The following is a 26,844-nucleotide window of genomic DNA, read 5'->3' as shown; positions in this document are numbered from 1 at the left end:
GAGCCATCTTCGAGACAGAACGAAGCATCCTCATTCGAAAGGAGCACATGGCCCGCAAAGCAGCACGTGCCGGCGAACCGGCGCAGTTCAGGCCCGAAGCACACCGCCGGGCGCGTGTCGAAGTCGAGTTCGACGAACAGACTTTGCTGGGGGCCTTGTTCGGCCAGTTCGATTCAAACCTCGTGCAAGTCGAAAACCGGCTCGGCGTCTATATTGCCGCGCGCGGCAACAAGATCCAGATCGAGGGCCCCGAAGATGCCGTCGCCCGCGCGCGCGACACGCTCAAGGGCATGTATCACCGCCTCGAACAGGGTCAGGCGCTCGATTCGGGCGCGGTCGAATCGCTGATCGCGATGTCGGCTGAGCCCACCCTCGAAGGCATCATCTCGGGTGACACCGGCGCCCCGCCGATCATGATCCGCACCCGCCGCAAGACGATCGTGCCCCGCTCCGCGATGCAGATCGAATATATGCGCGCGCTCAACCGGTCGGACGTGATCTTCGCGCTCGGCCCGGCAGGTACGGGCAAGACCTACCTTGCGGTGGCCCAGGCCGTCTCGCAGCTGATGACCGGTTCAGTCCAGCGGCTGATCCTTTCCCGCCCGGCGGTGGAGGCGGGCGAAAAGCTCGGCTTCCTCCCGGGCGACATGAAGGACAAGGTCGATCCCTACCTGCGCCCGCTTTACGACGCGCTTTACGACTGCATGCCGCCCGAACAGGTGGAGCGCCGTCTGGCAAGCGGCGAGATCGAGATCGCGCCGATCGCCTTCATGCGCGGCCGCACACTGGCCGATGCCTTCGTCATTCTCGACGAAGCGCAGAACACCACGCGCGAGCAGATGAAGATGTTCCTCACCCGCTTCGGCCAGAACAGCCGCATGGTCGTCTGCGGCGATCCCCGGCAGGTGGACATCCCCGGCGGTGACCGCATGAGCGGCCTGGCCGACGCGGTGAGCCGGCTTGAAGGCGTCGAAGGCATCGACGTGACGCGCTTCACCGTGCAGGACGTCGTGCGCCACCCGATCGTGGGCCGGATCGTCGAGGCTTACGAAGGGCCTTACGTCGATCCGTCGGCACAGAAGCCGGAGTAGCGCCGAGCGGCATTTTGCGCCAAGGGGCCAGGGATGGATCTCGAAATCGATATCGAAGCGCCCTGGCCCCCTGCGACCGACTGGGCCGACCTTGCCGAAGCCGCGCTGGAAGCGCTGGTGGAAGTGGCCCCGGAGCTTGAAAATCCGCGGCTTCTCGCCAGCCTGCTGTTCACATCGGACGAGGAAGTCCACGTCCTGAACCGCGAATGGCGGGCCAAGGACAAGCCCACCAACGTGCTTTCCTTCCCCATGCTCGAACGCGCCGACCTGCTGGCCCTCGCACCGGACGGCCCGCCCGAAATGCTGGGCGATCTCGCCCTCGCCTTCGAGACCTGCGCGCGTGAGGCGCAGGAGAAAGGCGTGCCGGTGGAACACCATGCCAGCCACCTCATCATCCACGGCCTGCTGCACCTTGCGGGGCACGATCACGAGATTTCGGACGATGATGCCGAGGCAATGGAGGCCCTCGAAACAAAGGCTCTTGCCCTCATCGGCATTGCCGACCCATATGGCGACAGATCTTAACCTGTAGGGGTATCATAAAACGATGGCCGACAATGGCCGCCATACCGAGTCCGGCTCGGGAGATGGGGACAGTACAGGCACGCTCTGGCGTGTCTTCAGGCGACTTTTCCAGAACGACGGCGATCAGTCGCTTCGCGCACAGATCGAGGACGTCATCAACGAGCACGAAGGCGACGCCGACGATAGCGGTCCCGCCAACGGCGATCTATCCCAGCTTGAACGGCAGATGCTCCGCAATCTGCTCCACTTCAGCGAGCACGATGCCGACGACGTCGCCGTGCCGCGCAGCGAGATCGTGGCGATTCCAGCCTCGGCAAGCTGGGCCGAAGTGGTCGAGGCCTTTGCCGAACATGGCCACAGCCGCATGCCGGTCTATGGCGAATCGCTCGACGCGATAAAGGGCATGATCCACATCAAGGACGTGTTCCCGATCCTCGCCCGCGGCGAACAGCCGCCCGAGGACTGGTCGGCCCTGCTGCGCCAGCCGCTCTACGTGCCGCAGTCCCGCGGCGCGCTCGACGTGCTGGTGGACATGCGGGCCCAGCGCACGCACCTCGCCGTCGTCATCGACGAGTATACCGGCACCGACGGTATCATCACCATCGAGGACCTCGTCGAGGAAATCGTGGGCAATATCGAGGACGAGCACGACGACGCCCCCGAGGAGTTGCTAATTTCGCAAGAGAGCGGTATCTGGGACGCCGATGCCCGCGTCGAACTCGATGACGTTGCGGAGCGGATCGACCCGCGCCTGGCCGAAGTCGAGGAAGCCGTGGATACCCTGGGCGGACTTGCTTTCGTGCTGGCCGGACAGGTTCCGCAGGTCGGCACCGTCCTGGAGCATGACAGCGGCTGGCGCATAGAAGTCACCGACGGCGACGAGCGACGCGTCACGCGGCTTCGCCTCCATCCTCCGGCCACGGAATCGGCCGAAGAGACAGATTAACCCATGGTGCCGCCCTGCCGGCGGCTCCAGACCCCGAGTGAAAAGACAAGCCATTGCCTGTACGTCGTCTCCCACCTCTGCGCGCGCTTGAAGCCTTCGTCCGCGTCGTCCGCCTCGGTTCGGCCAAGGCGGCGGCCAACGAACTGGCACTCTCGCCTTCCGCCCTCTCGCGCCGCGTCGCCGCGCTGGAGGACTTCACCGGCAAGCGCCTGTTCACGCGCCAGCACCAGTCGATGAAGCTGACCGACGAAGGCATGGCCTTCTACAACGTGGTCGGCCCCAAGCTGGAAGAACTGGCCGAAGCGGTGGAATCGCAGATCGACCGTGGCCAGGTGCTGCGCCTTCATCTCGGCGTGCCTTCGCTGTTCGGCGGCCAGCGCCTGTTCCCGCGCCTGCCGGAACTGCGCAAGCTGCACCCGCGCCTGCACATCGACATCGACACCGGCGCCCATCTGGAAGACCGCGTAGGCGACACGCTGGACGCCGCGATCATCCTCTCGCCCGAGCCGGACCCGGCCTATTACCGCATCCAGCTTGACCACAACAAGGTCTACGCGATCACCTCCAAGGAGATGGCGCAGGAGATCGGCAACGTCCCGGACGAGGCGATCCTGTCCAAGCAGACGTTCCTGATCCATCAGGACCTCCCGCAGAGCCTCGACGCGTGGAAGAACGCGATCGGCCTGTCTAAGCTGGAACCGGCATCGGTGGACCGTTTCGACTCCGGCCAGCTCGTGCTCGAAGCGGCGGCGCAAGGCCTCGGCATCGCCATCATGCACGACGACCACTTCCGCCGCAGCCACGACAACCGCCTGGCGCGGCTGTTCGATATCGATGTGGAAAGCCCCTACCGCTACTGGTTCGTCTGCAAGCCCAAAGCCCTGGAATCGCGCCCGGTGCGCATCTTCCACGAATGGCTGCTGCAAGCGGGTCTCTGACGCCCGAATACCATTCCCCCGGATCGCCGCGCGGTCTATGTTGCAAGCGACTTTATCGCGACATCCGGGGGCCTTGCATGAAATCCGCTTTCCTTACCGCTGCCACGGCGGCCGTCCTTGCATCGACGGCGCCGGCATGGGCCGCGGAGCCTGCCGCACCGGCGGCTGCCACCCCCGTCACCGACCCCGCCCGCATCGCCGCCGCCCGCCAGACGGTGGACTACGTGTTTCCAGCCGGGACTTACGCCCGCCTGATGAACGGCACGCTCGACAAGATGATGGACTCCATCATGGATTCCACCATGAAAATGCCGCTCCGGCAGCTGGCGGGGCTGAGCGGCGTCGATCCCGGGAAGCTTGGTCCCGCCTCCCTCGCCGAGATCATGGAAATCTACGATCCGGCCTTCAAACAGCGCATGCAGATCTCCACGCGCACCATGATGAGCGAGATGATCCCGCTGATGACCCAGGTCGAACCGGACGTTCGCGCCGGGCTGACGCAGGCTTATGCCGGGAAGTACACCGCCGCCCAGCTCGACGAACTCAACACCTTCTTCGCGACGCCGACCGGCAAGGCCTATGCCGCCGATTCCTATCTCATCATGATGTCGCCCGAAGTCATGGAGAAGATGCAGGCCTTCGCTCCCAAGCTGATGGAACAGATGCCGTCCATCGTCGAAAAGGTGAAGGCCGCCAGCGCCGGACTGCCGGCACCGCGCAGCTACACGGACCTTTCGAAGAGCGAGAAGGCCCGCCTCGCGAAACTGCTCGGCATATCGGAAACGGAGCTCGAGAAGAGCGAAAAGGCAAAGGCCGCGCAGTAACGAAGGGGTAACGAAAAAGGGCGGCGCCAGCGGCACCGCCCTTTTCACTGTCGGCAAGAGCCCGGAAAGGATCAGCCTTCCGAAACGGTCGCCTTGACGATCTTGCCCGGCTCGCGCGGCGGCTCGCCCTTGGGCAGCGCGTCGACGAGTTCCATGCCTTCGACCACCTGGCCCCACACGGTGTACTGCTTGTCGAGGAAGCGTGCATCGTCGAAGCAGATGAAGAACTGGCTGTTGGCCGAGTGCGGATAGCTGGTGCGGGCCATCGAGCAGACGCCGCGCACGTGCGGTTCGGCGTTGAATTCCGCCTGCAGGTCGGGCTTTTCCGAACCGCCCATGCCGGTGCCGTTGGGGCAGCCGCCCTGCGCCATGAAGCCCGGGATCACGCGGTGGAACTTGATACCGTCGTAGAAACCTTCGCCGGTCAGTTCCTTGATGCGCTCGACGTGGCCGGGGGCGAGGTCGGGGCGCAGCTTGATCTTGACGTCGCCGCCTTCGCCGTTGCCGGTGTCGAGAGTGAGCGTCAGGTATTCGTCAGCCATTGCCTATCTCCTTCTGCCGGCGCGAGCTGCGCGCCGGTCGGGCATTGGCGCCCGATATAGGGAATGGCGCGGCAATGTCACGTCAGGACATGGTAGTTTGGCCTCGGCCCGGCAAATCGAATGCGCGCTGTTGCAATTGCGAAAATGGCGCGTAGACCGGCCAGCATGACGGAAACGGACCTCGAAGAAGAGCTGAAGGATCGCGCCCATGAAGCGCAGGACGCTCCTCCCGAAGCGCCGTCCGAAAGCCTCGACGACGACAACCGCCTGAAGGCCGAATTCGTCCGCAGCGTTAAGGACGCGCTGGACGACGAGGATTTCGAGCGCGTCTACGATCTCGTCGAACCGCTCCACCCCGCCGACATCGCCGACTTGTTCGAGCTGGTCGACGAGAACGAGCGTCTCGGTCTGGCCCGCGCCATCCGCGACCTGATGGGCGTTGAGGTCATCGCCGAGCTGAACGACTGGGTGCGCGAGGCGCTGATGGAGGCGCTGCCCGCCGAAGTCGTCGCCGAGATCGCCGAACAGCTCGATACCGACGACGCGGTCGCCATGCTGGAGGATCTCGACGAGGAGGACCAGCAGGCCGTACTCGCCGAGATGGAGCCGGAAGACCGCGCCGCCATCGAAAACGCGCTGTCCTATCCGGAAGAATCCGCCGGCCGCCTGATGAGCCGCGATTTCGTGGCCGTCCACGAATCGATGACCGTCGGCGACCTCATCGATTTCCTGCGCGAACACCGCGAGCTGCCGACCGAGTTCTGGGAAGTGTTCATCGTCGATCCGATGCACCGCCCGATCGGTACTTGCGCGCTCTCCTGGATCCTGCGCACCCCCCGCAACATCCCGCTCTACGACGTGATGGCGCGCGACCAGACCCTGATCCCGGCCGACATGGACCAGGAGGAAGTCGCGCTGCGCTTCCAGAAATATGCGCTGATCTCCGCCGCCGTGGTCGACGAGGCCGGGCGGCTGATCGGCCAGGTCACGGTCGACGACATCGTCCACATCATTCAGGAAGAAGCGGGCGAGGATACCCTGCTGCTGTCCGGCGCGGGCGACGGCGACATCAACGAGCCGATCCGCGATGCCTATTCGGCGCGCGTGCGCTGGCTGATCGCCAACCTGCTCACCGCCACTCTCGCCTCGTCGGTCATCGCGATGTTCGAAGGGACGATCTCGAAGATGGTCGCGCTGGCCACGCTCATGCCGATCGTGGCGGGCCTCGGCGGCAATGCCGGTACGCAGACGCTGGCCGTCACCGTTCGCGCGCTGGCCACCAACCAGCTTACCGCGTCCAACGCCTGGCGCGCAGTGCGGCGCGAGATGTCCATCGCGCTGCTGAATGGCTGCACGATCGCTGTGGTCATCGGCATCGTCGTCAGCCTGATCTTCGGCAATGTCACGCTGGGCCTGGTCATTGCGCTGGCGATGATGACCAATATCCTGATCGCCGGCATGGCGGGCGTGTTCGTGCCGCTGACACTGGAACGGCTCAAGGCGGACCCGGCCATCGCATCGTCCATCTTCGTGACGATGACGACGGACTCGATGGGCTTCCTCGTCTTCCTCGGGCTGGCGACGGTTTCCGGTCTGGTGGGTTAAACCTCCAGTACCTATCTAGCGCCCATGCCGCTGCACATGACCAAGATCGCCTTTTCCGCCGAGAGCCCGGCGGACTTGCGCGCCTGGCTGGAGAGCCACGAAGCGATCGGTGAAGCCCGCCTGACCACCCGCTACCTGCCCAAGCGGCAGGAAGAGATGGTCGGCGGCTCGCTCTACTGGATCTACGAACATGCGCTGATCGGCCGCTCGCCCATCCTCGGGTTCGAGCAACGCGAGGACGGGCGCTGGCACATCCGCCTCGCCCCCAGCCTGATCCCGGTCGTCACCCAGCCCAAGCGCGCCCATCAGGGGTGGCGCTATCTTGCCGAGGAACAGGCCCCGCGCGACCTTGGCGAGGGCGAGAGCGCCGGCGATGCCATGCCCCCTGCGCTCGCCCGCGAACTGGCCAAGCTGGGACTGGTCTGACAGGGACGGGTGCAAAAGGCCTGTCCCGCGCCAAAGCGGAGCATTCCTGATGTTCAGTGACGGAAGAACAGGGACACCGAGGCGACGTGGTTCACTCGCGTCCGGCCCCGGCTCTGGTCTATCACCTGGTTGAGATAGCCCAGTTCCACGGTCGTCGCCTCCTTCACGCCCAGTTCCACGCCCACGAAGGAGCGGAGCTGATCGAAGCCGCCGCGCGCGCCCCAATCCGTGTCGTTGAGCGCAAGGAAGCCTTCGGCATAGACCAGCGCGTTCACGGCATTGCTTCCGGGCTGCAGCGGCTTTTCGTAACGCAGCATCTCGCGCAGGCGCCAGCCGGTATCGCTGCCGTCCGAACGCCAGCGCTGCTCCAGCCGCGTACGTGAGGTGAGTTCGCCGCCCAGCGGCCTGCCCATGAACCAGTTGAGCTGCTGGAAGCTACGCTCCTCGTTCACGTCCCTGCCGCCGTCCACCGGCACCACGACATGGGCATAGCCCTGATAGAGCGTGACGGAGGGAGAAAGCTTCAGGCCCACCGCCCCGCGCAGCAGGAGCTGGTCCAGCCGCGAGGCTCCATCACCCATGCGCGGCTGAAGCTCGGCGAAGTAGACGACATCGCCCGAGATCGGCCCCATCGCCGTAAGATTGACCCAGACCTGTTCGTCCTCCCGCGTTTCGGCAGCGGCGGCTACCGGCAGGAACGAGGCGAAAGCCATGGCGAAACGGCTGGCGAGGCGGATGGGGGAAGCGCGGCGCATGAAATGTCCAGATCGAGGAAGCGGGTCATGCTCCTCTATGAACCGTCCGTTGCCCGGTCGTGTCCTGCCTGTATTCGCTCGTGGCCGCGCGTTCTTCGGCCACCCCCCGATGCTGGCATACGAACGGCATGCCGACACGCGAACGGGCCCGGCGCTCTGGGGACTGGCGCCGGGCCCGCGCGGCCGGTCACGCAGGACCGGCCGCCAGTCGATGAGCTTCGCTTAGCGGAGCAGCGACAGCACGTTCTGCTGGCTCTGGTTGGCCTGCGCGATCATCGCCGTGGACGCCTGGCTCAGGATCTGGGCCTTGGCCATCTGCGTGGTCTCGCTCGAATAGTCGGCATCCTCGATCCGCGAACGCGCGTCCGACAGGTTGGTCACGTTGTTGGTGAGGTTGTTCACCGCCGATTCCAGTCGGTTCTGGCCGGCGCCGAGCGAAGCGCGGGTCTTGTTCACATCCGCCAGCGCGAGATCGACGCTGTCGATGGTGTCCGAAGCGGCCGAGGCCGAGGAGACGTCGAGCGCAGAAGCGTCGATATTGGTGCCGTCGATCGCCGAGGAGGTCAGCGTGATCGTCTCGCCCGAATTTGCGCCGGTCTGGATGTCGAAGGTCACGTCGCTGCCCGAAGTGGTCGAGAACAGCGTGTTGCCGTTGAAGGTCGTATCCGAGAGGATATCGTCGATCTGGCTGGTCAGCGCCGTCACTTCCGACTGCATCGCCGTGCGATCCGAATCCTGGTACGTGCCCGAGGCCGACTGGATCGCCAGTTCGCGAACGCGCTGGAGCATGTTGGAAACTTCCGAAAGCGCACCTTCCGCCGTCTGGGCGAGCGAGATGCCGTCATTGGCATTGCGGATGCCCTGGCTCATGCCGCGGACCTGCGCGGTCATCGAAGTGGAGATGGCAAGGCCGGCGGCGTCGTCCTTGGCGGAATTGATGCGCTTGCCGGTCGACAGGCGCTCCATGGCGGTGCCGAGCATCTTGTTGGCGGAATTCGACGCATTGGCGGCGCGAATCGCGCTGATGTTGGTGTTGATGACGGACATGTATTGGCTCCCGTTGAGTGTCTCGAGGTGGAAACAGCGTCTGCCGGCCCATCCGGTGCGGCTGTCGGGGCTAAGACCGGCAACGGGACGGCAAATTTAAGCCCGCCTGCCGCACGGTTCGTCCCCGAAACCCCCGGACTTCCGCGAAAATTCACTTTCACTAAGGGTCGCTACGGGGCCTTAAATTTCCCAAAGATTCGCCGTTAGGCACGCATATCGAACCCCGGAACTTGTTAATTCCACGGGGACGCGAGACATGGTCGAACCGGTTTTCGACACGGAATTTAATCGCCGGCACGGACCGCTCGCTCACCGGGCAGTGGCTATTGCCGGATCTTTGCTCGACTGTTCGGCGATCGAACTTCGGGACGGTGCGGACGCATCCATCGGCACGATTTCGGCCATGCCGACCTCGCGCAAGGTGCGGCTGTCGCGCGGCGCCGTGCCGGCGCTCTCACGCGAAGGCGGATCCGAAATCGCGCTGACTTACGCCGACCCCGTGAGCGAGGCGTCGCTCGCCATGCTGCTCGCCGCCATGGCTGCGCCTGACGAGCCGATCGCCGCCGATCCCGAGAGCATCTCGGTTTTCGCCCTGGCGGACCGTCTAGCGAACAGCGACATTCCCGTGCTCGTCAACGGGCCGACCGGCACCGGCAAGGAAGTGCTCAGCCGCTTCATCCACAACCGCAGCCCGCGCCGCAGCGGCCCGTTCATCGCGGTGAACTGCGCCGCCATGCCCGAAACCATGCTGGAGGCCATGCTGTTCGGCCACCAGAAGGGCGCCTTCACCGGCGCCACCCAGTCGAGCGAGGGCTTCATGCGCGCCGCGGACGGCGGCACCCTGCTACTGGACGAGATCGCCGAACTGCCGCTTTCCCTCCAGGCCAAGCTGCTGCGCGCCTTGCAGGAACAGGAAGTGGTGCCGATCGGCTCGACACGCCCGATCAAGGTGGACATTCGCGTGATCGCCTGCGCCAACCGCGACCTGCCGACCGAAGTGGCCGAAGGCCGCTTTCGCGCCGACCTCTATTACCGCCTCAACGTCTTCCCGCTCACCCTGCGCCCCTTGCGCGAGCGGGCGGACGATATCGCCCCGCTCGCCTTCGGCATGACCCTGCGCCATGCGCCCGATCCGGCACGCGTGCCCTGCCTGAACGATGCCGCGCTGGCCCTGCTGCGGCTTCACCCCTGGCCGGGCAACGTGCGCGAACTGGAGAACGTCATGCGCCGCGCCCTGTTGCTGGCACATGGCAAGGGCACGATCACGCCCGCGCACATCGTGTTCGACAGCCCGGCGCGCCTGCTTCCCTTCGCGGCAGGCGGCGGAACCGGCCCTGGCGCAATGCCGGGCGACGGCCCCGAAAGCGACGGCGGCCGCAAGCTGTCGAGCATCGTCCAGAACTCCGAGGCCCGCGCCATCGCCGAAACCCTTGAAGCCTGCGGCGGCAACCGCGTGCGCGCGGCGCGCGAGCTGGGCATTTCCGAGCGGACCCTGCGCTATCGCCTCGCTTCCCTGCGCGAAGCCGGCATCGAGATCGGCCGCAGCGCGGTGGGAGGCATCCGGTGAGCGCCATCCCCGCCCTTTCCGCCAACGCGGGCGGTATCCAGCAGATCATGGCCATGCGCCAGCAGATCATCCAGCGCAGCGACCTGCTCCAGCAAATTCACGCCGCCCAGGGCGCGGCGCCCACCGCGGTCGGCTCTGCCGGGACGACGGCGGCTCCGGCGCAGGGGTTCGCCGATACGCTGAAGTCCGCGATCGACGGTGTGAACGCGGTCCAGTCCCGCGCCGACGGCGTGACCGAAGCCTACCAGAAGGGCGAAGTCACCGATGTCGCCAAGGTCATGCTCGCGCGGCAGGAGGCCGGCGTCGCCTTCGAAGCGACCATGCAGGTGCGCAACAAGCTGCTGTCCGCCTACCAGGACATCATGCGGATGGGAGTCTGATCCAGCATGGCCGACCTCGTACCCGCGGCCGCCGATGGCGGCGCCCGGCTTCCCGCCACCACCTCCATGTTCGCGCCATTCACCGATCGTTCCGGCGGCTCGGTGCTGACACGCCTCGGCACATTCACCGCGCAACCGGCGGTGAAGAAGATGCTGCCTGCCTTCATCGGGCTTGCCGCCGTGGGCGGGGCGCTGCTGGCGTGGACCATGCTGGCCCCGTCATCGCAGCGCGTGCTCTACGCTCAGCTCGGCGATGCCGACCGCGCCGGTGTCGCCGCGGCGCTGGACCAGGCGGGGATCGACTACCGGATAGACAACCGGACCGGCGCTCTCACCGTGGGCGAAGGCGATTTCTACAAGGCGCGGATGCTCGTGGCCTCCGACGGCGCACTGGCTACGCCCGAGAGCGGCGACCAGATGCTCGACAAGCTGCCGATGGGCGCCAGCCGCACGCTGGAAGGCGAGCGCCTGCGTTCCGCCCGCGAGCATGACCTGCAACTGACCATCGGCGAGATCGACGGCGTGGAATCCGTGCGCGTCCACGTTGCCGAGGGCGAGAAGTCCGTGTTCGTGCGTGACAACGTGCCGCCCACCGCCTCGGTGATGGTGCGGCTGAAGGCCGGGCGCCAGCTTTCCGAGAGCCAGGTCTCCGCCATCGTCAACCTCGTCGCCGGCTCGGTGCCGGGCCTTTCCCCCGATGCGGTGAAAGTGGTGGACCAGCACGGCCAGCTCCTCTCGCAGGGGGGCGGCGCGCAGTCCGACCGGCTCGACCTGCAATCGCGCATGGAGGCGAAGATCCGCGAGCAGGTCTCGCAATTGCTCAGCCCCGTGCTCGGCGCCGACAACTTCACCACCGAGGCGCAAGTGGCGCTCGACATGGACGAGGTGACCTCGGCCCGCGAAAGCTACGACAAGGACGGCGTGGTCCGCACCGAGACTCAGGAACAGTCGCAATCGACCGGTACGGCGCCGGCTGCCGGGGTGCCCGGCGTGCTGTCCAACACGCCGCCCCCCGCAACCCAGGCCCGCCCCGGCCCGCCGCAGGGCACGCAGCCCGCACCCGCCGCCACGCCGCCCAGCAACGGCGAATCCTCCTCCAGCCGCACTTACGAACTGGGCCGCCAGGTCTCTGTCGCCAATACCCGGCCTGGCGGGGTCCGGCGGATTTCCGTGGCGGTGGCCATCAAGGCGGACGCCATGAAAGGCGCGCGCGCGCAGGAGGCGCAGGACATCCAGTCGCTGGTGAGCGCGGCCGTGGGCGCCGATCCCCAGCGCGGCGATCAGGTCAAGGTCGTCGTGCGGCGGTTCGAGCAGGAAAGCGGCGAGACCCTGCCCTTCTACGAGGCCCCGTGGTTCGCCATGGTCGTGCGCAACGGCGCCGCATTGCTGGCGGTGCTGATGGTCCTGCTGCTTGGCGTTCGTCCGCTGATCGCGGCGATGCGCGGTGAAAAGGCCCCGCCGAAGGGACGGAAGCGGCGCAAGTCCGGCGCCGCCGCCGACGAGGAAGACCGGGACGATGCCGTCCAGCTCGCCCTCGAACGTGCGCTGGAGCGTCCGCTGGACGCCGTGCCGCTCGCCGGGGCCCTGCCGCACCGCCCGGAAATCCCCGGCGCCGACGGGCTCGACATCGACTTGCGCCGGGCCGACCTGCTTTCCCGCCAGGTCAACCTCGCCCAGCGCCTCGTTTCCGAAAAGCCCGACAGCGCGGTGGCGGCGCTGCGCCAGATGATCAACGAGCCCGCCCCTGACGGCCAACCGGGACCGGAAGCATCCGGGCGGGCGAAAGCGGCCTGATGAGCGAACCTCCAACCCCGCCCCCCGCCACGTCAGACCTGCCCGCCGCCGACAATGCCGCGATCATGATGATGCTGCTCGACGAGGACCAGACAAGCCGCATCCTCTCCGAACTCGAACCGGAAGAATTGCGCCGTCTTGGCGAGAAGATGTGCGCGCTCGGCGAGATCGGGCCGGACGTGATCGCGGAGGCCATCGCCGGATTCGTCTCCCGGACCGAGGCGCTCGGCCTCGTCGCGCATGACCGGGTGGGGCAAGTGCGCGGCATGTTCGCCAGAGCGGTGGGCGAGGTGAAGGCGGACAACATGATGCGCCGCATCCTGCCCGGCGCCGCGCCGCATTCGACCCTCGAACTCGCACGCTGGCTCACGCCTGAATCGCTGGTTCCGCTGGTGCGCGGCGAACATCCGCAGGCCATCGCCGTGCTGCTGGTGCAGCTCGATCCCGAAGTGGCCGCCGCCGTGCTTCATGCCCTGCCCGCCGAATCCCAGCCCGAGATCGTCCACCGCATCGCCACGCTCGGCCCGGTTTCGCCGCAGGCCATCATGATGCTGGAGGAACTGCTTGCCCGCCGCATCACCGAATGCCACGGCCAGCGCCCGCTCACCATCGGCGGCGCGCGCGAGGCCGCCGAGATCATCAACGGTGTCGGCAAGGTCGTGGAAAAGCGCGTGCTGGGCGAACTGACCCGCCGCGACAAGCTGCTGGCCCGGCGCATCGAGGACGAGATGTTCAAGTTCGAGCATCTCTTCGTGCTTGATCCCAAGTCCATGGGCACGCTGCTGCGCGACGTGCCCAACGATTCGCTGATCGATGCATTGAAAGGCGTGAGCGAGGACGAGCGCGAGCACTTCTTCCGCGCCATGTCGAGCCGCGCCGCGGACGGCGTGAAGGACGAGATCGTCGCACGGGGGCGGACACGCCTGGCCGACGTGGTTGCCGCGCAGAAGGAGATCGTGGCCATCGCCCGCCGCCTTGCCGCGGACGGCGCGATAGCCTTCGGGTCGGGAGACGACGACTATGTCTGACCTCGCCTTCTCCCGCCGGACCGAACCGGGCCGGGCCTCCGCAAGGCTGCTCGATACGCTGGCCCGGCCGCCCCGTCATCAGGTTCCCGGAATCCAGCCCGAGGGTTTCAAGGCGGATGCCCGCTTCGGCAGCAAGGCGCAGGCCCCTTCCCCGCACGAACCGGATCCGGCCCCTGCTGCCCCGGAAAGCGAAAGCGGCGATCCCGTTGCGGAGGCCTTCAGCCATGGCTTCGCGGTGGGCCACGAACAGGCCTCGCACGAAGCCCGGCTTCGTGCCGAAACCGACGAAGCCGCGCGGGAAAAGCTCTCTCTCGCATTCGCGCGTCTCGACGAGGTGCTGGAGGAGGAACTGCGCCTGCGCCTGCGAGACACGGTGTCCGCCCTGTGCGAATCCGCCATCGCGCCGCTGGCGATCGATCCCGATGCCCTCCTGCGCAGGGTGAGCGTGGCGGTTTCCATGCTGACCCGCGCCGAGGACGAGCGGCTCGTCCGGCTCCACCCCGAAGACCTCAGGCTTGTCTCCTCCCGCCTTTCGGCCGAATGGCAGGTCCAGCCCGATACCACGCTCGAACGCGGAACCGTTCGTGTCGAAACGGCGACCGGCGGCGTCGAGGACGGTCCCGCCAACTGGCGCCGCGCCATCGCCGAGGCGCTTCACCGGTGCTGAAGCTCTGGGAACCGATCCTCGCCGATCTCGCAGCGGAACCGCTGGACCTCGCGCCCCGTCGCTTCGGCCTTGTCGCCGCCTGCGACGGCGGGCTTCTGGAAGTGAGCGGCCTTTCCGTGCCGGTGGGGGCGATGTGCCGCGTCTCCCACGCGCCGGGCAAGTCGCTCGCCGCCGAAGTGATCGGCTTCCGCAACGGGCGGACGATGATGATGCTGCTCGGCGACATGATCCTGCTGCGGCCCGGCGCGCGGGTCTGGGCGGAAGGGCGGCCCGGACTGTTGCCGGTGGGGGAATCCTTCCTCGGCCGCGCGGTGGATGGCGAAGGGTTGCCGATCGACGGCGGCTTTCCGATCCACAGCCGCCTGGAATGGCCGTCCGGCGGCGTGCGCACCTCCGCGCTCGACCGCAGCCCGGTGCGCCTGCCTTTCGACACCGGCGTGCGCGCGCTCAATGCGCTTACCACATTCGGCGTCGGCCAGCGTATCGGCGTGATGGCGGGCTCCGGCGTCGGCAAGTCGGTGCTGATCGACATGATCGCGCGCGGCGCATCGGCCGAAGTCGTGGTGGTCGGCCTGATCGGCGAACGCGCGCGCGAGGTCTCGGATTTCGTCGAGCGGCACATGCAGGCGGAGAAGAAGGACAAGACCATCGTCGTCGCCGTGCCCGCCGACCATGCCCCCAACCTGCGCCTGCGCGGCGCGATGCTGGCAACCGCGATGGCGGAGCATTTCCGCGCGCGCGGACGGCGGGTGCTGCTCATCATGGACAGCCTCACCCGCGTCGCCCATGCCGCGCGCGAGATCGGCCTGTTGCTCGGCGAACCGGGCGCGGCACGCGGCTATCCGCCCTCGGCGCTGGCCACGATCACCAAGCTGGTGGAGCGCGCGGGCAATTCCGCCGCATCGGGCGGCTCGGTGACGGGGCTCTACACCGTGCTGGCCGATGGCGACAATCAGGACGATCCGGTGGTCGACACCGCACGCTCGATCCTCGACGGGCACATCGTGCTTTCGCGCGACCTTGCCCAGCGCGGGCAATATCCCGCCGTGGACATTGCCGCCTCGCTCAGCCGCGTGATGAACGACATCGTTCCCGCCGGGCACCAGCAGCTTGCCCGCCAGTTCCGCGCGCTCATCGCCGGATACGAGGCCAACCGCGACCTCGTACTGATGGGCGCCTATCGCGCCGGAGCCGATCCGCAGCTCGACCGCGCCATCGCCATGCACGACCGGCTGACGGACTTCCTCAGCCAGCCGCAGGGCGAGATCGTCGATCTTGCCGCCAGCGCCGACGCGCTGGCCGTCTTGCTCGGTACCTGATCCGGTGCAGGAAGAGCGCAAGCGATTGCTTCGGCTGCGCAGGCTCGAAAGAATCCGCGCCATCGCCAGGCAGTCTGCCGCGATCGAGGCGGCGCATGCGGAAAGCACGCTGTCGAAACTGCGCGACCTTGCCGACCGCACCCGGCAGATGGCGAACGATTACGGCAGCCGCCGCGAAATGGCGGACGGCGCGGCCCTGCATCAGGTCGGGCGCTTCGTCAGCGGCTTGCAGGCGATCTCGCGCTCCACTGACGGCGACGCCCTGCGCGCCCGGTCTATCGCCGATGCCAAGCAACAGCTTCTTGCCGAGGCCGAACGCCGCCGCGCCGCCATCGAGGAACGCGCCGCCCTGCAGGAACGCACGATCGCCAAGGGCGGAGAGACTCCCGTTCTGGCCGGCCGGAAGGCGACTGGCACGGGTCTTGAATAGAGATGTTCATGCTCGACACGAGGACCCCGCAACGCATGATCCAGTTCTCCGCCCCGGCCCCTGCAGCCGCCCCGGCATCGCCATCCACGGTGGCACCGGGAGCGGCCGGAGCCCTGGCAAAGGCTCCTGAAAACCGCCAGTTCTCCGAGGTTCTCGGGGCGACCGAAGATGCCGCCGCGCCTGCCGGGGCGGACGTGCCGGACCTCGCCCTCGCGGCCGCCGCAGACGGCAAGATCGGCAAGCGACCCGGCAAGATCCTGCCGGAAGCGATGGAGCCCGCCTCCGCCCTTCCGGATCCGGCCGAAGCACCGGCAAGCGACATGCCCGAACCGCTGGCCGCGCCGCTTCCGGACACAGGCGGAGCCGCCGCTGCCATGCTTCCCGTCATCCTCCCGATCGCAGCTTTCACGGCTGCCGCGATCCCCGCGATCCCCATCACGGCGAGCAGGACGCCCAAGGACGGTGCCGCGCCGATTGCGCCGCAGCATCCCGCGGCATCGGCCATGGTTCCGGCAGCGGCACAGCCCGCACCTGCTGCCGCGAAGGGACTGGCCGCCGCCCTATCCACGCCAGCCGCCGACGCCGCGCAGTTCCGGCTGATCGCCATCACGGCAGGCGAGGCCGACAGCGGCGATGCTCCGCCGCCGGCGCAGCCTTTCCCGGTCAGCACCACGCTGCTCGGCCGGGTGCAGGGACAGGCGCCGAAGATCGCGAGCCCTGTGCCGCCCGCCGCCGCCGTGACCGAGGCGCCCACCTCGCCCTCCGCTGCGATGCCCGGTCCCCCGAACGCCATCGCTTCGGCGACCGATCCCGAACCGCCTCTTGCTTCCTCAACCCGGCAACCTGCCGAAGCGGACATGGAATCGGCGGTGGAAGTGCCGAAAACCGGGGCGACCTCGCTTTCTCGGGAGCAGTTTCCGGCACCGCTCGCAATCACCGTCACTGGCACCGGCACCGTTCCTTCCGCCGATACCGGCAGTCCGCGCACCGCCTCCGCCGCCCCTGTCGCGGAAGGTCCGCAGGACTTCGCCGCGCTCGTCGGCAGACTGGCGCAAGCGCGCGAGGCCGCCGATCCACAGCGTGTCCGCGCCGCGCTCAGCCATGCGCAGTTCGGCGCGGTATCGCTGGAATTCCGGCACGAGGATCGCGGGCTGTCGGTGACCATGGCAAGCGCCTCGGCGGGCTTCACCGGCTCGGTTCAGGCCGCCGTCGCGGCAACCCTTGCGAGCGGGCAGACCGGCGACCCGCCACGCGACACCGGACAGCAGACAGCCCAGAACGCCCCGCAAAACCCGGCATTTGCAGGCGGTTCCGGCGGACAGACCCCGGACCAGCGCCAACAGGCTTCGGCCGCCGATGCCCGCGCGGGGCAGGAGCAGTCCCGCAGGCATGGCGCTCACCACGAACAGCGGCCGGGCGAAGCGCCGGAACAGCGGAGCGACGATGGCGGACGCGGCGGAATTTATGCCTGATCCGGCCGAACGGGGGGATAACGCGTGAACGAGAAGGCAGCACAGGACGCGCCGGCCGCGAAGAAGGGCAAGCTTGGGCTCATTCTCGTGGCGCTCGCCATGCTGGTGGTGGGGGGAGGCGGGGTTCTCGCGCTTGTGATGTCCGGCATAATCGGCGGAAATCATGCGGAAAATCGCGAGGACAACCAGCCCAAGCTGATCCGCAAGGGCGAGGATGACCCCTATATGCCCAAGGCCGAGGGCGAGGGAGAAGGCGCCGCCGTGCCCGAAGTGGAAGGCGATGGCGGCGATCCCTATCGCACCGCCTACTTCACGTTTTCCGACGATTTCACCTCGAATCTCAAGGATTCGGATGCGCTCGTGCAGCTCAGCCTGGCCTGCTCGACCCGGCGTGACGGGCGCGTGCTGATGTGGCTCAAGAAGCATGAACTGGCGATCCGATCCGCCCTGCTGGAGATCCTCGCCGATACGCCCGAGGATGACGTCTACACCCTCCCCGGCAAGGACCGGCTGGAGAAACGGATGACGGCCGCCATAAACAACGTATTGATTCAAAAGGAAGGTTTTGGCGGCATCGACGGCGTCTACTTCCGCACCTTCATCATCCAGTGAGGGCGCGGTGACAGGGGGCAGAACGACACCTAAACGCACCACAGCGCGGCACAGCGGCGAGCTGGTGGCATCCGGCCCGGCGCTGGCCGAACTGGTGCCCGCGCTGGTCCTGATCGGCGAGCGTCTCACCCGCGCACTGGCCATCGGCCTGGCCAGGCTGTCAGGCACCGATGCGCCTATCGTGCGCGCGGGGATGCCGATGGACGCCACGCTTTCCTCCCTCCAGGGCGAGATCGAGGGGCTGGCCGCGCATACGCTGATGGTGCTCGGCCCCGCCGCGCTTCCGCTGCTGGCGACGTTCGAGGCCGCCCCGGTATTCCGCCTCGTCGACCGGGCTTTCGGCGGCCCCGGCGAAGTGCCCGCGCCGCTGCCCGAGAGTTTTCCGCTGTCCGCCGAACTGCTGCTCGCCCATATCGAAAGCTGCGTGGCCGAGGCGCTGACTTTTGCCTTCGGGGCTCGGGACGATCACCGCGTGCGCCCGCTGCGCCGCGACACCAGCCTGCGCCAGCTCGATCCCTTCGCGCCCGGCGCCGACCTGCTCACCCTTTCGCTCGATATCGAGGAGCCGGAAATGCCGCCCTGGTCGCTGCTGCTCGCCATTCCCGTGGCGACGCTGGCGGAAGCGGTGGCGGCGCCGCGCAGGGAGGCGAAAGGCGGGCCGCGCCGCTTCGCCGCGCCCGAGCCGACCGACGAACCCTTCGCCTCGATGCCGCTGGAAGTGACCGCGGTGCTGGTCGACATGCGCCTCTCCATGGCCCGTCTTTCCGCGCTGCGCACCGGCGACGTGCTGCCGGTGGCGGTGGCGCGCAGCGTCCCCCTGCAAGTCGGCGGCCGCACCCTTGCCAGCGGCACCATCGGCGAACTCGACGACCGCGTCGCGGTCCAGATCACGCACGCGTTCTGACAGAAGGACATCCCAGCCCGATGAACATCCATCCCCGCGGCCTCGACTTCCTGCGCGATGTCGACGTGCGCCTGACCGTGGAACTGGGCCGCACCCAGATGAAGCTGAAGGACGTGCTCGCGCTCGGCCCGGAAAGCGTCGTCGTGCTTGACCGGCTGACCGACGAACTGCTCGACGTGCTGGTCAACGGCAAGCCCATCGCGCGCGGCGAGGTGGTTTCGCACAACGGCCGCTTCGGTCTCAGGATCGTCGAGATCGTCGGGCAGGAAGCGGAAGCGGGGGGCGGGGCGGCTGACGACGCGCTTTCCCCCGCCCTGCCCGATGGCGAGGAAGGCCAGTCCTGATGCTCTGGTATGTGCTCAAGCTGATCGTGCTGCTGCCGCTGATCGGCCTGCTGGCATGGGGCTGCCTGCTGCTGGCGCGGCGGATGCAGGAACGCGCCGGGCTGAACGCGGGCACCCGTTCGCTGCGCGTGGTGGAAACCATGATGCTTTCGCCCACCCAGCGCCTTGCCGTGATCGCCTTCCACGACCGCGAGATCCTCGTCGCCGCGACCCGACACGGCCTGACCCGCCTTGCCGAAGCGCCCGCGCGCCCGGATTTCGATGCGCTCATGGCCGCAAGGACGCCCGAGCCATGAAGCGCGCGCCCGCTTCCTGCCTCCTCTTCGCGTTCGCCCTGCCCGCCGCGCTGATACCCACGGCGAGCCGCGCGCAGGCCGCGATCCCCGGCGCGCTCGACCGGGCGCTGGGCTCGCTCGGCGGCAGCGGCGCCGGCGGTCCGGGTCTCAGCATGTCGCTGCAGCTCCTGCTGGTCATGGGGCTGCTGACGATCCTGCCCAGCCTGATCCTGATGATGACCAGCTTCACGCGCATCCTGGTGGTGCTGGCGATCCTGCGGCAGGCGCTCGGGCTCCAGCAGTCTCCGCCCAACCAGGTGCTGATCGGGCTGGCGCTGTTCCTCTCGCTTTTCGTGATGGCGCCCACGCTCGAACGGGTGAACGCCAATGCGGTGGCGCCCTATGCGGCGGGCCGCATCAATGCCGAGCAGGGAATTTCGGCCGGCGGGCGCGAATTCCACGCCTTCATGATCCGCCAGACCCGCGAACGCGACCTTACGATGTTCGCGGACATGGCCAATGCCCCTCCGTTCACGAACACCGTGGACGTGCCCTTCTCGATCCTGCTGCCCGCCTTCGTGACGAGCGAGCTGAAGACCGCGTTCCAGATCGGCTTCATGCTGTTCCTGCCGTTTCTCGTGATCGACCTGGTGGTGTCCTCGGTGCTGATGAGCCTGGGCATGATGATGATGAGCCCGATGGTGGTCTCGCTGCCGTTCAAGCTGCTGCTGTTCGTCATGGTGGACGGCTGGGCCCTGCTGATGGGCTCGCTGGCGGCGAGCTTCGGCTAGGTTTCGCCCGTGGAGGACATCACCGCCCTGCTTGCGCTGGCCGACCGGATGCTCTGGGTGACCGCGCTCGTCGCCGCGCCGGTGCTGATCGCCTCGCTTGCGGTGGGCCTTGCGGTCGGCGTGGTGCAGGCGGCGACATCCGTGAACGAGCAGACGCTGACTTTCGTGCCCAAGCTGGCGATTACCGCCGTGGTGCTGGTGATCTTCGGCGGATCGATGATGACGCTGGTGGGCGAGTTCGCACAGGAAGTCTTCGCCCAGATCGCCCGCACCGGGCAGGCCGAGCAGGTGGCGCGGTGATCCAGCTCGATTTCGGCTTCGGCGCGCTGGAGGCCGAATTCTGGCGGCTCGTCTTCGTGATGACGCGGATCGGCGCGGCGCTGGTTGCCGCGCCGCTGTTCGGTATCGCCGGGGTGCCGCCGCAAGTGCGGGTGATCGGCGCCGGGGCCATTGCCGTGCTGGTCTGCGCCTGGACCCCGGTGATGCCGCCGCCGGTGCTGCTTTCGGTGGCGGGGATGCTTGCCGTCATGGGGGAGATCCTGGTCGGGCTCTCGCTCGGCTTCGTGCTGCAACTGTCCTTCGCCGCACCGATCCTTGCCGCCGAGCTGATCGGCGGTTCGATGGGCATGAACGTGGCCACCGCCGTCGATCCCAATTCCGGTGCGCAGTCGCCCGCGCTGGGGCAATATTTCGCCGTCGTGCTCTCGCTGGTGTTCCTTGCGCTGGGCGCCCACCTGCAATGGTTCGCGCTGATCGTGGACAGCTACCGCGCGCTGCCGCCGGGCCAGACCTGGCTGGGCGCCGCCCGTTTCGCGCTGATCGGCCGGTTCGCCGCGCACATGTTCGCCACCGCCGTGACCATCGCCCTGCCCGCCTGCCTGATCCTGCTGGTGGTGCAGATCGTGACCGGGGTTCTCGGCCGCTCGGCCCCCTCGCTCAACCTGTTCTCGCTCGGGCTTCCGGCCGGCGTGCTGGGCGGGATCGCCGCGCTGCTGGTGGGCGCGCCGGTGCTGACGGACCTCGTGGTCCGCCTTTCGGCCGATGCCATCGCGCAGACCGCGCAGCTGCTTGCGCCATGAGCGAGCAGGAAGGCGAAAAGAGCTTCGCCCCTTCGGAAAAGCGCAAGCGCGAGGCGGCGAAACAGGGCGATGTCATCCGTTCCCGCGAACTGGCGACCGCCGCCTCCGTGGCGATCGGCGCGGTCTGGCTCATGGTGGCGGGGCCGTGGATACTGGACCTGCTGGCAGGCGTGCTGCGTGCCGGCTTCACGTGGAACAAGGCCGCGCTTGACGACTTCACCCCCGGCCGGTTCCTGCTGGGCGCGCTTGCCGCGATGCTGCCGCCGATCCTCGTGCTGGGCGCGGCGGTGATCCTCGCCTCGCTCGGCTCGCAGCTCGGCTTCGGCGAGGGACGCTGGCTGGGCGGCAACCTCGCGCCCAAGGGCTCGCGCATAAACCCGATGTCCGGCCTCAAGCGCATGTTCGGGCCGACCGGGCTGATCGAGATGGCCAAGGGAATCGCCAAGGTCGCCCTGCTGGGCACGATCGCCTGGACATGGGCGGACGCGCGGCTGGAAACCTTCGCGCGGCTGGGGCGCGGCAACCTGTTCGGGGAACTGGCCTATGCCTGGGACGCGCTGGTCCAGTTGCTGCTGTGGCTTTCGGCCGGCCTTTTCGTGATCGCCCTGGTGGACCTGCCGGTGCAACTCGTGCGGCGAATGCTGCGCCTGAAGATGACGCTTCAGGAAGTGCGCGATGAAGCCAAGGAAAGCGAAGGCTCGCCCGAGAAGAAAGGCGCGATCCGCGAACGCCAGCGCAAGATCGCCATGGGCGGGCTGGTGCCGGCGATGAAGGAGGCGCAGTTCATCGTCACCAACCCTTCGCATTTCGCGGTGGCGCTTGCCTACGATCCGGCGAAGGCGCCCGCGCCCGTCGTCATCGCCAAGGGCCGCGACGAGCGGGCGCTGGCCATGCGCGAAATGGCGCCCGAGTTTGCCGTGCCCGTGCTCAGCTACCCGGCGCTTGCCCGCTCGGTCTACTTCACCACGCGCGAGAAGCAGATGATCCGCGAGGACCACTATGTCGCCGTCGCCGCGATCCTGGCCTTCGTGCTGGCGGTGAAGCGGGGCGAGCACCGCCATGCGCCGGACGTCTCGGTGCCGGTGACGGTGCGCTTCGATGCCGAAGGGCGGCTCGATCCGAAGCAGGACTGAAAAATATTCCTTAACAAATTTCCAGGGCCGCCGTTCTCCCACCCATGGCTACGACCACTTCCACTTCGCTGACCACGTCCTCGCTGGTGACCGCGCTCGGCGGCGGCAGCGGCGTGGACATGGCGGCGCTGGCGAACAACCTCGCCGCGGCCCAGTTCGCCAATCGCAGCGACCGGCTGACGGCGCGGTCCGACAAGCTGACCACGCAGATCTCCACCGCATCGAACATCAAGTCGATGATGCTCTCGCTCAGCACGTCGCTGGGCACGCTGGTGCGCTCGGGAGACCTTTCGCGCAGCCCTACCGTCGCCAACAGCGCCGTCGCCGCGGGCACGCTGACCGGCAGCGCGATCCCCAGGGGCACCTACTCGCTCGAAGTGACCCAGCTTGCGAGCGGGCAGCAACTGGCCGGCAAGGCTTTCGCGGCATCGACCGCGGCAGTGGGCGCCGGCACGCTGACCTTGCGCTTCGGCACCGTGGCCGGCGGCGGCTTCACCGCGGATACCGCCCATGCCGCCGTGGACTTGACGATCGCGGCCGGGGCGACGCTGGCGGACGTGGCCAAGGCGATCAATGCCGCGAATTCCGGCGTCAGCGCCTATGTCGCCCAGACCGTGGACGGCGCCCAGCTTGTGCTCAAGGGACAGGAAGGCGCGGCCAACGGCTTCGTGCTGGAGACGACCTCCGGCCTTTCCGACCTGGCCTGGAACCCCTCTTCCACCAACGGCCAGCTTCTGGCGAGCGCCAAGGATGCCGCCTTCAAGATCGACGGGCTGCAGATGACGGCGAAGTCCAACACCGTGTCCGACGCCATCCCCGGCGTGAAACTGCAATTGAAGGCCGCCAATATCGGCGCGCCCACCACGGTCAGTTTCGCCGATCCGACCACTTCCATCGCCGGCGCCATGCAGGACCTGACCGATGCGCTGAACGAGGTGATGTCGGCGCTGAACACGGCCACCGCGATCGGCGGCGACCTTGCGGCGGACAGCGGCGCGCGGGCGCTCAAGCGCGCGCTCTCGGGCTTTGCGGGGACGACGATCATGCCGAACGCCACCGGCATGGCGAAGACGCTGGCGGACCTGGGCCTCAAGACCCAGCGCGACGGCACTTTCGCGCTCGACACCGACCGCCTGAACGCCACCATCGCCGCCGATCCCGAAGGCGTGGCGGCGATGTTCACCAACGGGCTCTACGGGGTCTACGCCAGCTACGACAAGATCTACCGCGCCGCCAGTTCCACCACCGACGGCGGTTCGCTGGGCGGCTCGATCAGCCGCTATACCAAGCAGCTCACCCAGATCGCCGAGGACAAGACCGACCTTGCCGAGCAGCAGGAAAAGCTGCGCGCCCGGCTCGCCACGCAGTTCACCGTCTCCGAAACGCGCATCGGCGTGTCGAAATCGACGCTGACGATGCTGCAGAACCAGATCGCCCAGTGGAACAAGAGCAGCTGAAATGCGACGACAGCTTTCTCCGGTGGAAGCCTATCGCCGGGTAGACTTCGACGCCCGCGTCACCGGCGCCGGCCCCGCCGAACTGGTGCACTTGTGCTACGAGCACCTGGTGGCCGCGCTGGGCACCGCCGTCCATGCCGACCGGGGCGGCGACAACGGGCTCAAGAGCCGCTCCCTCACCCGCGCGCTGACGGCGATCACCGCCCTGCAACTTGGCGTATCGGGCGAGGACGGCGTGGCGGCCGCGCTCACCCAGCTTTACGAAGCGGCGCGGCGCACCGTGCTGGACAGCGCCGTGTCGTTCGATGCGCGCCGGATCGAAATGCTGCGCAGCGACTTCGCCGAAATCGGACGCGCGCTGATGGGCCACCATTGAGCGGCTATCTCACCGAAACAACGCGGTTTAACAGATCGATTCCGATCTACTGCGGCAAATGAAATAGATCTTTTGTAAACTATAGGTCGATTTCGGAGCATGTACCGCAAGCACTGAACAACGCCTGCGAATATCTCCCTAGGCACATGCCGAAAAGGGAGAATTGCCGTGGAGCGTATTTCCAATCTCATCCTGATCGACAACGACATGCGTCGCAGGGCGGCGATCAGTCATGCCCTTTCCGTCGGAAACATTCACGTCGAACCGTTCGAGAATATTTCCGAGCTTTCGCATTCCTGGCCGCGCTCGGGAGTCATCCTGATCCATGACGGGGCCGGCGCGATCGACGATCTGGTGGAGAACATGGCCCGCCACGGCGAATGGTTCCCGATCATCGCCTTCAGCGAACAACCCAGCGCCAACCGCATCGTCGAAGCCATTCTCGATGGCGCGATCGACTATATCGCATGGCCCATCGCGGCGGACGAACTGAACGCCACGCTGGCCCGCGCGATCGAACGGGCGGAACATGTCGGCAATGCCAAGCTGCGCGAAGTCATGGCCCGCGCCCGGATAGACCGCCTGACCCGCCGCGAACGCGAAGTGCTGGGCGGCGTCGCCAGCGGCCTGTCCAACCGCCTGATCGGCGAAAAGCTGTCCATCAGCCCGCGCACGGTGGAAATCCACCGCGCCAACATGCTCAACAAGCTGGGTGCCAATCACACCTCGGATGCAATCCGCATCGCGATCGAGGCCGCGCTGGTGAATTGACCGGCGCGGCCCCCGGTCCGACCGGACCTTGATAGCGCCGGGCGGCGGGCCGGCATCGTTTGCCCCCAACCTCCTGCCGGAACTGCCCAAAACCCCTAGGCGCAATCCTACCAATGCTTAGGCAGCGCCATGGCAGAAGAATCGGGCCGGCTCGCACTCCACCCGATAGCTGCCGGCCCCGCATGACCTGCCCGTCCGGCCGCAAATCCCCTCCCGGCCGGACACCTTGCGGGAAACGCCAACGGACTGAACCGGGCCCGGAAGCGGGCTCCAGAACTGACGGCGCATCCGGTTACCGCGCAGCTTCCCGGAGCCGCGGCCGGATGCGCCGCCTCATTCGTGTCGCCTCGTCCGTGCCGCCTCATCCGTGCAGTTCAGCCGCGCGCTCTTCGCAATGTCAGTGAAGGCGCATCCCGCCGGAAAGGCCGATTGGCGGCACCTCCTTCTCGATCCGTTCGGAATCCGCCAGCAGCATCGAGACATAGGCCCCCAGCAGCGCCAGCGAGAGCGTTGCCGCCTCGCAGATCATCTCTTCCGAACCATCCGCCATGACCAGCGTGGCCAGGCACGTTCCGCTGGTTCCGCGCGACAGCATGAAAGTGGCGCATCCGCCCATCAGCGTCAGCACCGCGCTTTCGGGCGCGCCGCAAGACAGCATCGCTTCCACCGCCGCCGGATCGAAGTCCCGCTTCGCGCCGGTATGGGGATCGTGCAGGAGCAGCAGGATCGCCTCGCGAATGCGATCCGGTTCTTCCACGGGTGCGCTTCCCGCGCAGTCGTGCAGGAAATCGCGCATCCGCGCGTTCCACACTTCGGTACTGCAAACGACCTGGTTCAAGGGACTCGCCACCATTGCTGCTGCCTGTGATGCGCCAAAGTCCCCATGAGCGGCGCGCTGTCAATCCGCACATTCCGCGCGACTTCACGCCTCGTCCCGCGTTGCGACAGGCTCACCGCGAAACGTGAAGCGCGCTCAGGCCGCCGCAACCGCCTCCAGCCGCTCGGCCACCCAGTCAGGCTCGGTCAGCATGAGGTCGTGTCCGGTGTCGATATCCCACACCCGGCCTTCGGAACGCTCGGTCAGCAGCGCCATGTCGCGGCCCGGAATGGTGGAGGTGCAGATCAGGTGGCTTTCCGGGATCGCCCGCATCGCCGCCTCGTTGCGGAAGGCGATCTTCTGTTCGAAGCACTTCCACGGCTGCGCGGTCAGCCTTGCGTCGGTCCAGGCGCCGAGCTGCGGGTCGGTCACGCCGAAGAACGCCGCAAAGCCGGGCATCGGCGCCATGACCATGGCCACGCCGTTCACATCGTGCAGGCCCTGCTTCGCCATGTGGATCTGTTCATGGGCGTGCTCATAAAGCGATTCCCCGTCGCGCGGGTAGGCCGCATCGAGATAGACGCGGTGGCCCACCCGCGCGGGCTTGCGATCCGCCGCCCCGGTGATGACCATGCCGCCGTAGCTGTGGCCCACGAGGATGGCATCGGTCAGGTCCTCGTACTCCAGCAGCCCGGCCACGTCGTCGATATGGGTATCAAGATCGATGGCGCCGCTCAGGACATGGGCACGATCGGCCAGCCCGCTGAGGGTGGGGGTGTGGACTTCGTGGCCCGCCGCGCGCAGCCGCTGCGCCACCGGCTTGTAGCACCACCCGCCATGACCGCCGCCATGGACCAGCACGAATATGGCCATCGTTCCCCTCCCTCTTGGTTTGGGCGAAGGAAGCGCCGTGGCAGGCGGGCGGTCAA

General features: G+C 67.4%; 31 protein-coding genes. 26 read left to right on the top strand and 5 right to left on the bottom strand.

Features of this window, described 5'->3' with window-relative positions:
• Nucleotides 1-47 precede the first annotated feature (47 nt).
• The 5 genes from U9J33_RS03310 to U9J33_RS03290 all read left to right on the top strand — a co-directional run bounded on the left by U9J33_RS03310 (nucleotide 48) and on the right by U9J33_RS03290 (nucleotide 4,324).
• Complete coding sequence (locus U9J33_RS03310; RefSeq protein WP_054437017.1) at nucleotides 48-1,091, top strand: PhoH family protein; 1,044 nt, start codon at nucleotides 48-50, stop codon at nucleotides 1,089-1,091.
• Nucleotides 1,092-1,124: 33 nt separating this feature from the next.
• Complete coding sequence (gene ybeY, locus U9J33_RS03305) at nucleotides 1,125-1,616, top strand: rRNA maturation RNase YbeY (RefSeq protein WP_132469860.1); 492 nt, start codon at nucleotides 1,125-1,127, stop codon at nucleotides 1,614-1,616.
• 22 nt (nucleotides 1,617-1,638) lie between these two features.
• Nucleotides 1,639-2,562, top strand: a complete 924-nt coding sequence (locus U9J33_RS03300) for a hemolysin family protein (RefSeq protein ID WP_054436947.1) — start codon at nucleotides 1,639-1,641, stop codon at nucleotides 2,560-2,562.
• 53 nt (nucleotides 2,563-2,615) lie between these two features.
• The gene (locus U9J33_RS03295; protein WP_054436945.1) at nucleotides 2,616-3,500 is read left to right on the top strand and encodes a LysR substrate-binding domain-containing protein; all 885 of its coding nucleotides are present in this window, start codon (nucleotides 2,616-2,618) and stop codon (nucleotides 3,498-3,500) included.
• Between the two features lie 77 nt (nucleotides 3,501-3,577).
• On the top strand, nucleotides 3,578-4,324 hold the full coding sequence (locus U9J33_RS03290; RefSeq protein ID WP_324697865.1) for a DUF2059 domain-containing protein: 747 nt from the start codon (nucleotides 3,578-3,580) through the stop codon (nucleotides 4,322-4,324).
• A gap of 71 nt (nucleotides 4,325-4,395) precedes the next feature.
• Here the strand turns inward: U9J33_RS03290 and U9J33_RS03285 are convergent, their stop codons facing one another.
• Entirely contained in the window at nucleotides 4,396-4,866 is a 471-nt protein-coding gene (locus U9J33_RS03285; RefSeq protein ID WP_185998143.1) for a peptidylprolyl isomerase, read from the bottom strand.
• Nucleotides 4,867-5,031: 165 nt separating this feature from the next.
• On the opposite strand from U9J33_RS03285, the gene mgtE reads away from it, so the two are divergent.
• Nucleotides 5,032-6,471: a magnesium transporter gene (gene mgtE / locus U9J33_RS03280; RefSeq protein ID WP_132469858.1), complete on the top strand. Its 1,440-nt coding sequence runs from the start codon at nucleotides 5,032-5,034 to the stop codon at nucleotides 6,469-6,471.
• A gap of 24 nt (nucleotides 6,472-6,495) precedes the next feature.
• Nucleotides 6,496-6,897, top strand: a complete 402-nt coding sequence (locus U9J33_RS03275; RefSeq protein WP_324697861.1) for a DUF1489 domain-containing protein — start codon at nucleotides 6,496-6,498, stop codon at nucleotides 6,895-6,897.
• A gap of 53 nt (nucleotides 6,898-6,950) precedes the next feature.
• On the opposite strand, the gene U9J33_RS03270 is transcribed toward U9J33_RS03275, so the two are convergent.
• Both U9J33_RS03270 and U9J33_RS03265 read right to left on the bottom strand, forming a co-directional pair.
• The gene (locus U9J33_RS03270; RefSeq protein WP_324697859.1) at nucleotides 6,951-7,652 is read right to left on the bottom strand and encodes a DUF2490 domain-containing protein; all 702 of its coding nucleotides are present in this window, start codon (nucleotides 7,650-7,652) and stop codon (nucleotides 6,951-6,953) included.
• 222 nt (nucleotides 7,653-7,874) lie between these two features.
• A complete protein-coding gene (locus U9J33_RS03265; protein WP_132469857.1) occupies nucleotides 7,875-8,699 on the bottom strand; it encodes a flagellin in 825 nt (274 codons plus the stop codon).
• Between the two features lie 256 nt (nucleotides 8,700-8,955).
• Here U9J33_RS03265 and U9J33_RS03260 point away from each other — a divergent pair, with 256 nt between their 5' ends.
• The 19 genes from U9J33_RS03260 (at nucleotide 8,956) to U9J33_RS03170 (ending at nucleotide 25,098) form a co-directional block, all read left to right on the top strand.
• Nucleotides 8,956-10,266 (top strand): sigma-54 interaction domain-containing protein, encoded by a 1,311-nt coding sequence (locus U9J33_RS03260; RefSeq protein WP_324697856.1) that lies wholly within the window; start codon nucleotides 8,956-8,958, stop codon nucleotides 10,264-10,266.
• Nucleotides 10,263-10,646 (top strand): flagellar hook-basal body complex protein FliE, encoded by a 384-nt coding sequence (gene fliE, locus U9J33_RS03255; protein WP_324697854.1) that lies wholly within the window; start codon nucleotides 10,263-10,265, stop codon nucleotides 10,644-10,646. Before U9J33_RS03260 ends, fliE begins: the two co-directional genes overlap by 4 nt.
• Nucleotides 10,647-10,652: 6 nt before the next feature.
• Nucleotides 10,653-12,440 carry a flagellar basal-body MS-ring/collar protein FliF gene (gene fliF, locus U9J33_RS03250; RefSeq protein WP_324697852.1) on the top strand — a complete coding sequence of 596 codons (1,788 nt, stop codon included), beginning with the start codon at nucleotides 10,653-10,655 and terminating at the stop codon, nucleotides 12,438-12,440.
• Nucleotides 12,440-13,468: a flagellar motor switch protein FliG gene (gene fliG, locus U9J33_RS03245; protein ID WP_054436931.1), complete on the top strand. Its 1,029-nt coding sequence runs from the start codon at nucleotides 12,440-12,442 to the stop codon at nucleotides 13,466-13,468. The genes fliF and fliG overlap by 1 nt, the downstream gene beginning before the upstream one ends.
• Nucleotides 13,461-14,135 (top strand): FliH/SctL family protein, encoded by a 675-nt coding sequence (locus U9J33_RS03240; protein WP_324697850.1) that lies wholly within the window; start codon nucleotides 13,461-13,463, stop codon nucleotides 14,133-14,135. Before fliG ends, U9J33_RS03240 begins: the two co-directional genes overlap by 8 nt.
• On the top strand, nucleotides 14,129-15,454 hold the full coding sequence (locus U9J33_RS03235; RefSeq protein ID WP_324697848.1) for a FliI/YscN family ATPase: 1,326 nt from the start codon (nucleotides 14,129-14,131) through the stop codon (nucleotides 15,452-15,454). Before U9J33_RS03240 ends, U9J33_RS03235 begins: the two co-directional genes overlap by 7 nt.
• A 4-nt stretch (nucleotides 15,455-15,458) precedes the next feature.
• Nucleotides 15,459-15,884, top strand: coding sequence for a hypothetical protein (locus tag U9J33_RS03230; protein ID WP_324697846.1), 426 nt, complete (start codon nucleotides 15,459-15,461; stop codon nucleotides 15,882-15,884).
• Between the two features lie 8 nt (nucleotides 15,885-15,892).
• Nucleotides 15,893-17,356 carry a hypothetical protein gene (locus U9J33_RS03225; protein ID WP_324697844.1) on the top strand — a complete coding sequence of 488 codons (1,464 nt, stop codon included), beginning with the start codon at nucleotides 15,893-15,895 and terminating at the stop codon, nucleotides 17,354-17,356.
• Nucleotides 17,357-17,380: 24 nt separating this feature from the next.
• Complete coding sequence (locus U9J33_RS03220; RefSeq protein WP_324697842.1) at nucleotides 17,381-17,968, top strand: flagellar basal body-associated FliL family protein; 588 nt, start codon at nucleotides 17,381-17,383, stop codon at nucleotides 17,966-17,968.
• 64 nt (nucleotides 17,969-18,032) lie between these two features.
• On the top strand, nucleotides 18,033-18,872 hold the full coding sequence (locus tag U9J33_RS03215; protein ID WP_324697840.1) for a FliM/FliN family flagellar motor switch protein: 840 nt from the start codon (nucleotides 18,033-18,035) through the stop codon (nucleotides 18,870-18,872).
• Nucleotides 18,873-18,892: 20 nt separating this feature from the next.
• Entirely contained in the window at nucleotides 18,893-19,216 is a 324-nt protein-coding gene (fliN, locus tag U9J33_RS03210; RefSeq protein ID WP_054436914.1) for a flagellar motor switch protein FliN, read from the top strand.
• On the top strand, nucleotides 19,216-19,512 hold the full coding sequence (locus U9J33_RS03205) for a flagellar biosynthetic protein FliO (protein ID WP_324697837.1): 297 nt from the start codon (nucleotides 19,216-19,218) through the stop codon (nucleotides 19,510-19,512). Before fliN ends, U9J33_RS03205 begins: the two co-directional genes overlap by 1 nt.
• Entirely contained in the window at nucleotides 19,509-20,282 is a 774-nt protein-coding gene (gene fliP / locus U9J33_RS03200) for a flagellar type III secretion system pore protein FliP (RefSeq protein WP_324697835.1), read from the top strand. The genes U9J33_RS03205 and fliP overlap by 4 nt, the downstream gene beginning before the upstream one ends.
• A 9-nt stretch (nucleotides 20,283-20,291) precedes the next feature.
• Nucleotides 20,292-20,582 (top strand): flagellar biosynthetic protein FliQ, encoded by a 291-nt coding sequence (locus tag U9J33_RS03195; RefSeq protein WP_054436907.1) that lies wholly within the window; start codon nucleotides 20,292-20,294, stop codon nucleotides 20,580-20,582.
• On the top strand, nucleotides 20,579-21,361 hold the full coding sequence (fliR, locus tag U9J33_RS03190) for a flagellar biosynthetic protein FliR (protein ID WP_132469854.1): 783 nt from the start codon (nucleotides 20,579-20,581) through the stop codon (nucleotides 21,359-21,361). Before U9J33_RS03195 ends, fliR begins: the two co-directional genes overlap by 4 nt.
• Nucleotides 21,358-22,494, top strand: a complete 1,137-nt coding sequence (locus tag U9J33_RS03185) for an EscU/YscU/HrcU family type III secretion system export apparatus switch protein (RefSeq protein WP_185998154.1) — start codon at nucleotides 21,358-21,360, stop codon at nucleotides 22,492-22,494. The genes fliR and U9J33_RS03185 overlap by 4 nt, the downstream gene beginning before the upstream one ends.
• 44 nt (nucleotides 22,495-22,538) lie before the next feature.
• Nucleotides 22,539-23,951, top strand: a complete 1,413-nt coding sequence (gene fliD, locus U9J33_RS03180; protein ID WP_324697831.1) for a flagellar filament capping protein FliD — start codon at nucleotides 22,539-22,541, stop codon at nucleotides 23,949-23,951.
• Between the two features lies 1 nt (nucleotide 23,952).
• Nucleotides 23,953-24,327, top strand: a complete 375-nt coding sequence (locus U9J33_RS03175) for a flagellar protein FliS (protein ID WP_185998156.1) — start codon at nucleotides 23,953-23,955, stop codon at nucleotides 24,325-24,327.
• Nucleotides 24,328-24,495: 168 nt separating this feature from the next.
• The gene (locus tag U9J33_RS03170) at nucleotides 24,496-25,098 is read left to right on the top strand and encodes a response regulator transcription factor (RefSeq protein WP_132469852.1); all 603 of its coding nucleotides are present in this window, start codon (nucleotides 24,496-24,498) and stop codon (nucleotides 25,096-25,098) included.
• A gap of 397 nt (nucleotides 25,099-25,495) precedes the next feature.
• Here U9J33_RS03170 and U9J33_RS03165 read toward each other — a convergent pair whose 3' ends face one another.
• Together U9J33_RS03165 and U9J33_RS03160 are read right to left on the bottom strand one after the other, a co-directional pair.
• Nucleotides 25,496-25,936, bottom strand: a complete 441-nt coding sequence (locus U9J33_RS03165; RefSeq protein WP_231635819.1) for a hypothetical protein — start codon at nucleotides 25,934-25,936, stop codon at nucleotides 25,496-25,498.
• Between the two features lie 135 nt (nucleotides 25,937-26,071).
• Nucleotides 26,072-26,788 carry an alpha/beta hydrolase gene (locus U9J33_RS03160; RefSeq protein ID WP_054436901.1) on the bottom strand — a complete coding sequence of 239 codons (717 nt, stop codon included), beginning with the start codon at nucleotides 26,786-26,788 and terminating at the stop codon, nucleotides 26,072-26,074.
• Between the last annotated feature and the right edge of the window lie 56 nt (nucleotides 26,789-26,844).

Origin of the sequence: Novosphingobium sp. RL4, assembly GCF_035658495.1 — a bacterium.
Lineage (GTDB): Bacteria > Pseudomonadota > Alphaproteobacteria > Sphingomonadales > Sphingomonadaceae > Novosphingobium.
Note: the sequence above shows the minus strand (reverse complement) of the source record. Positions and strands in the feature narration are given on the sequence as shown.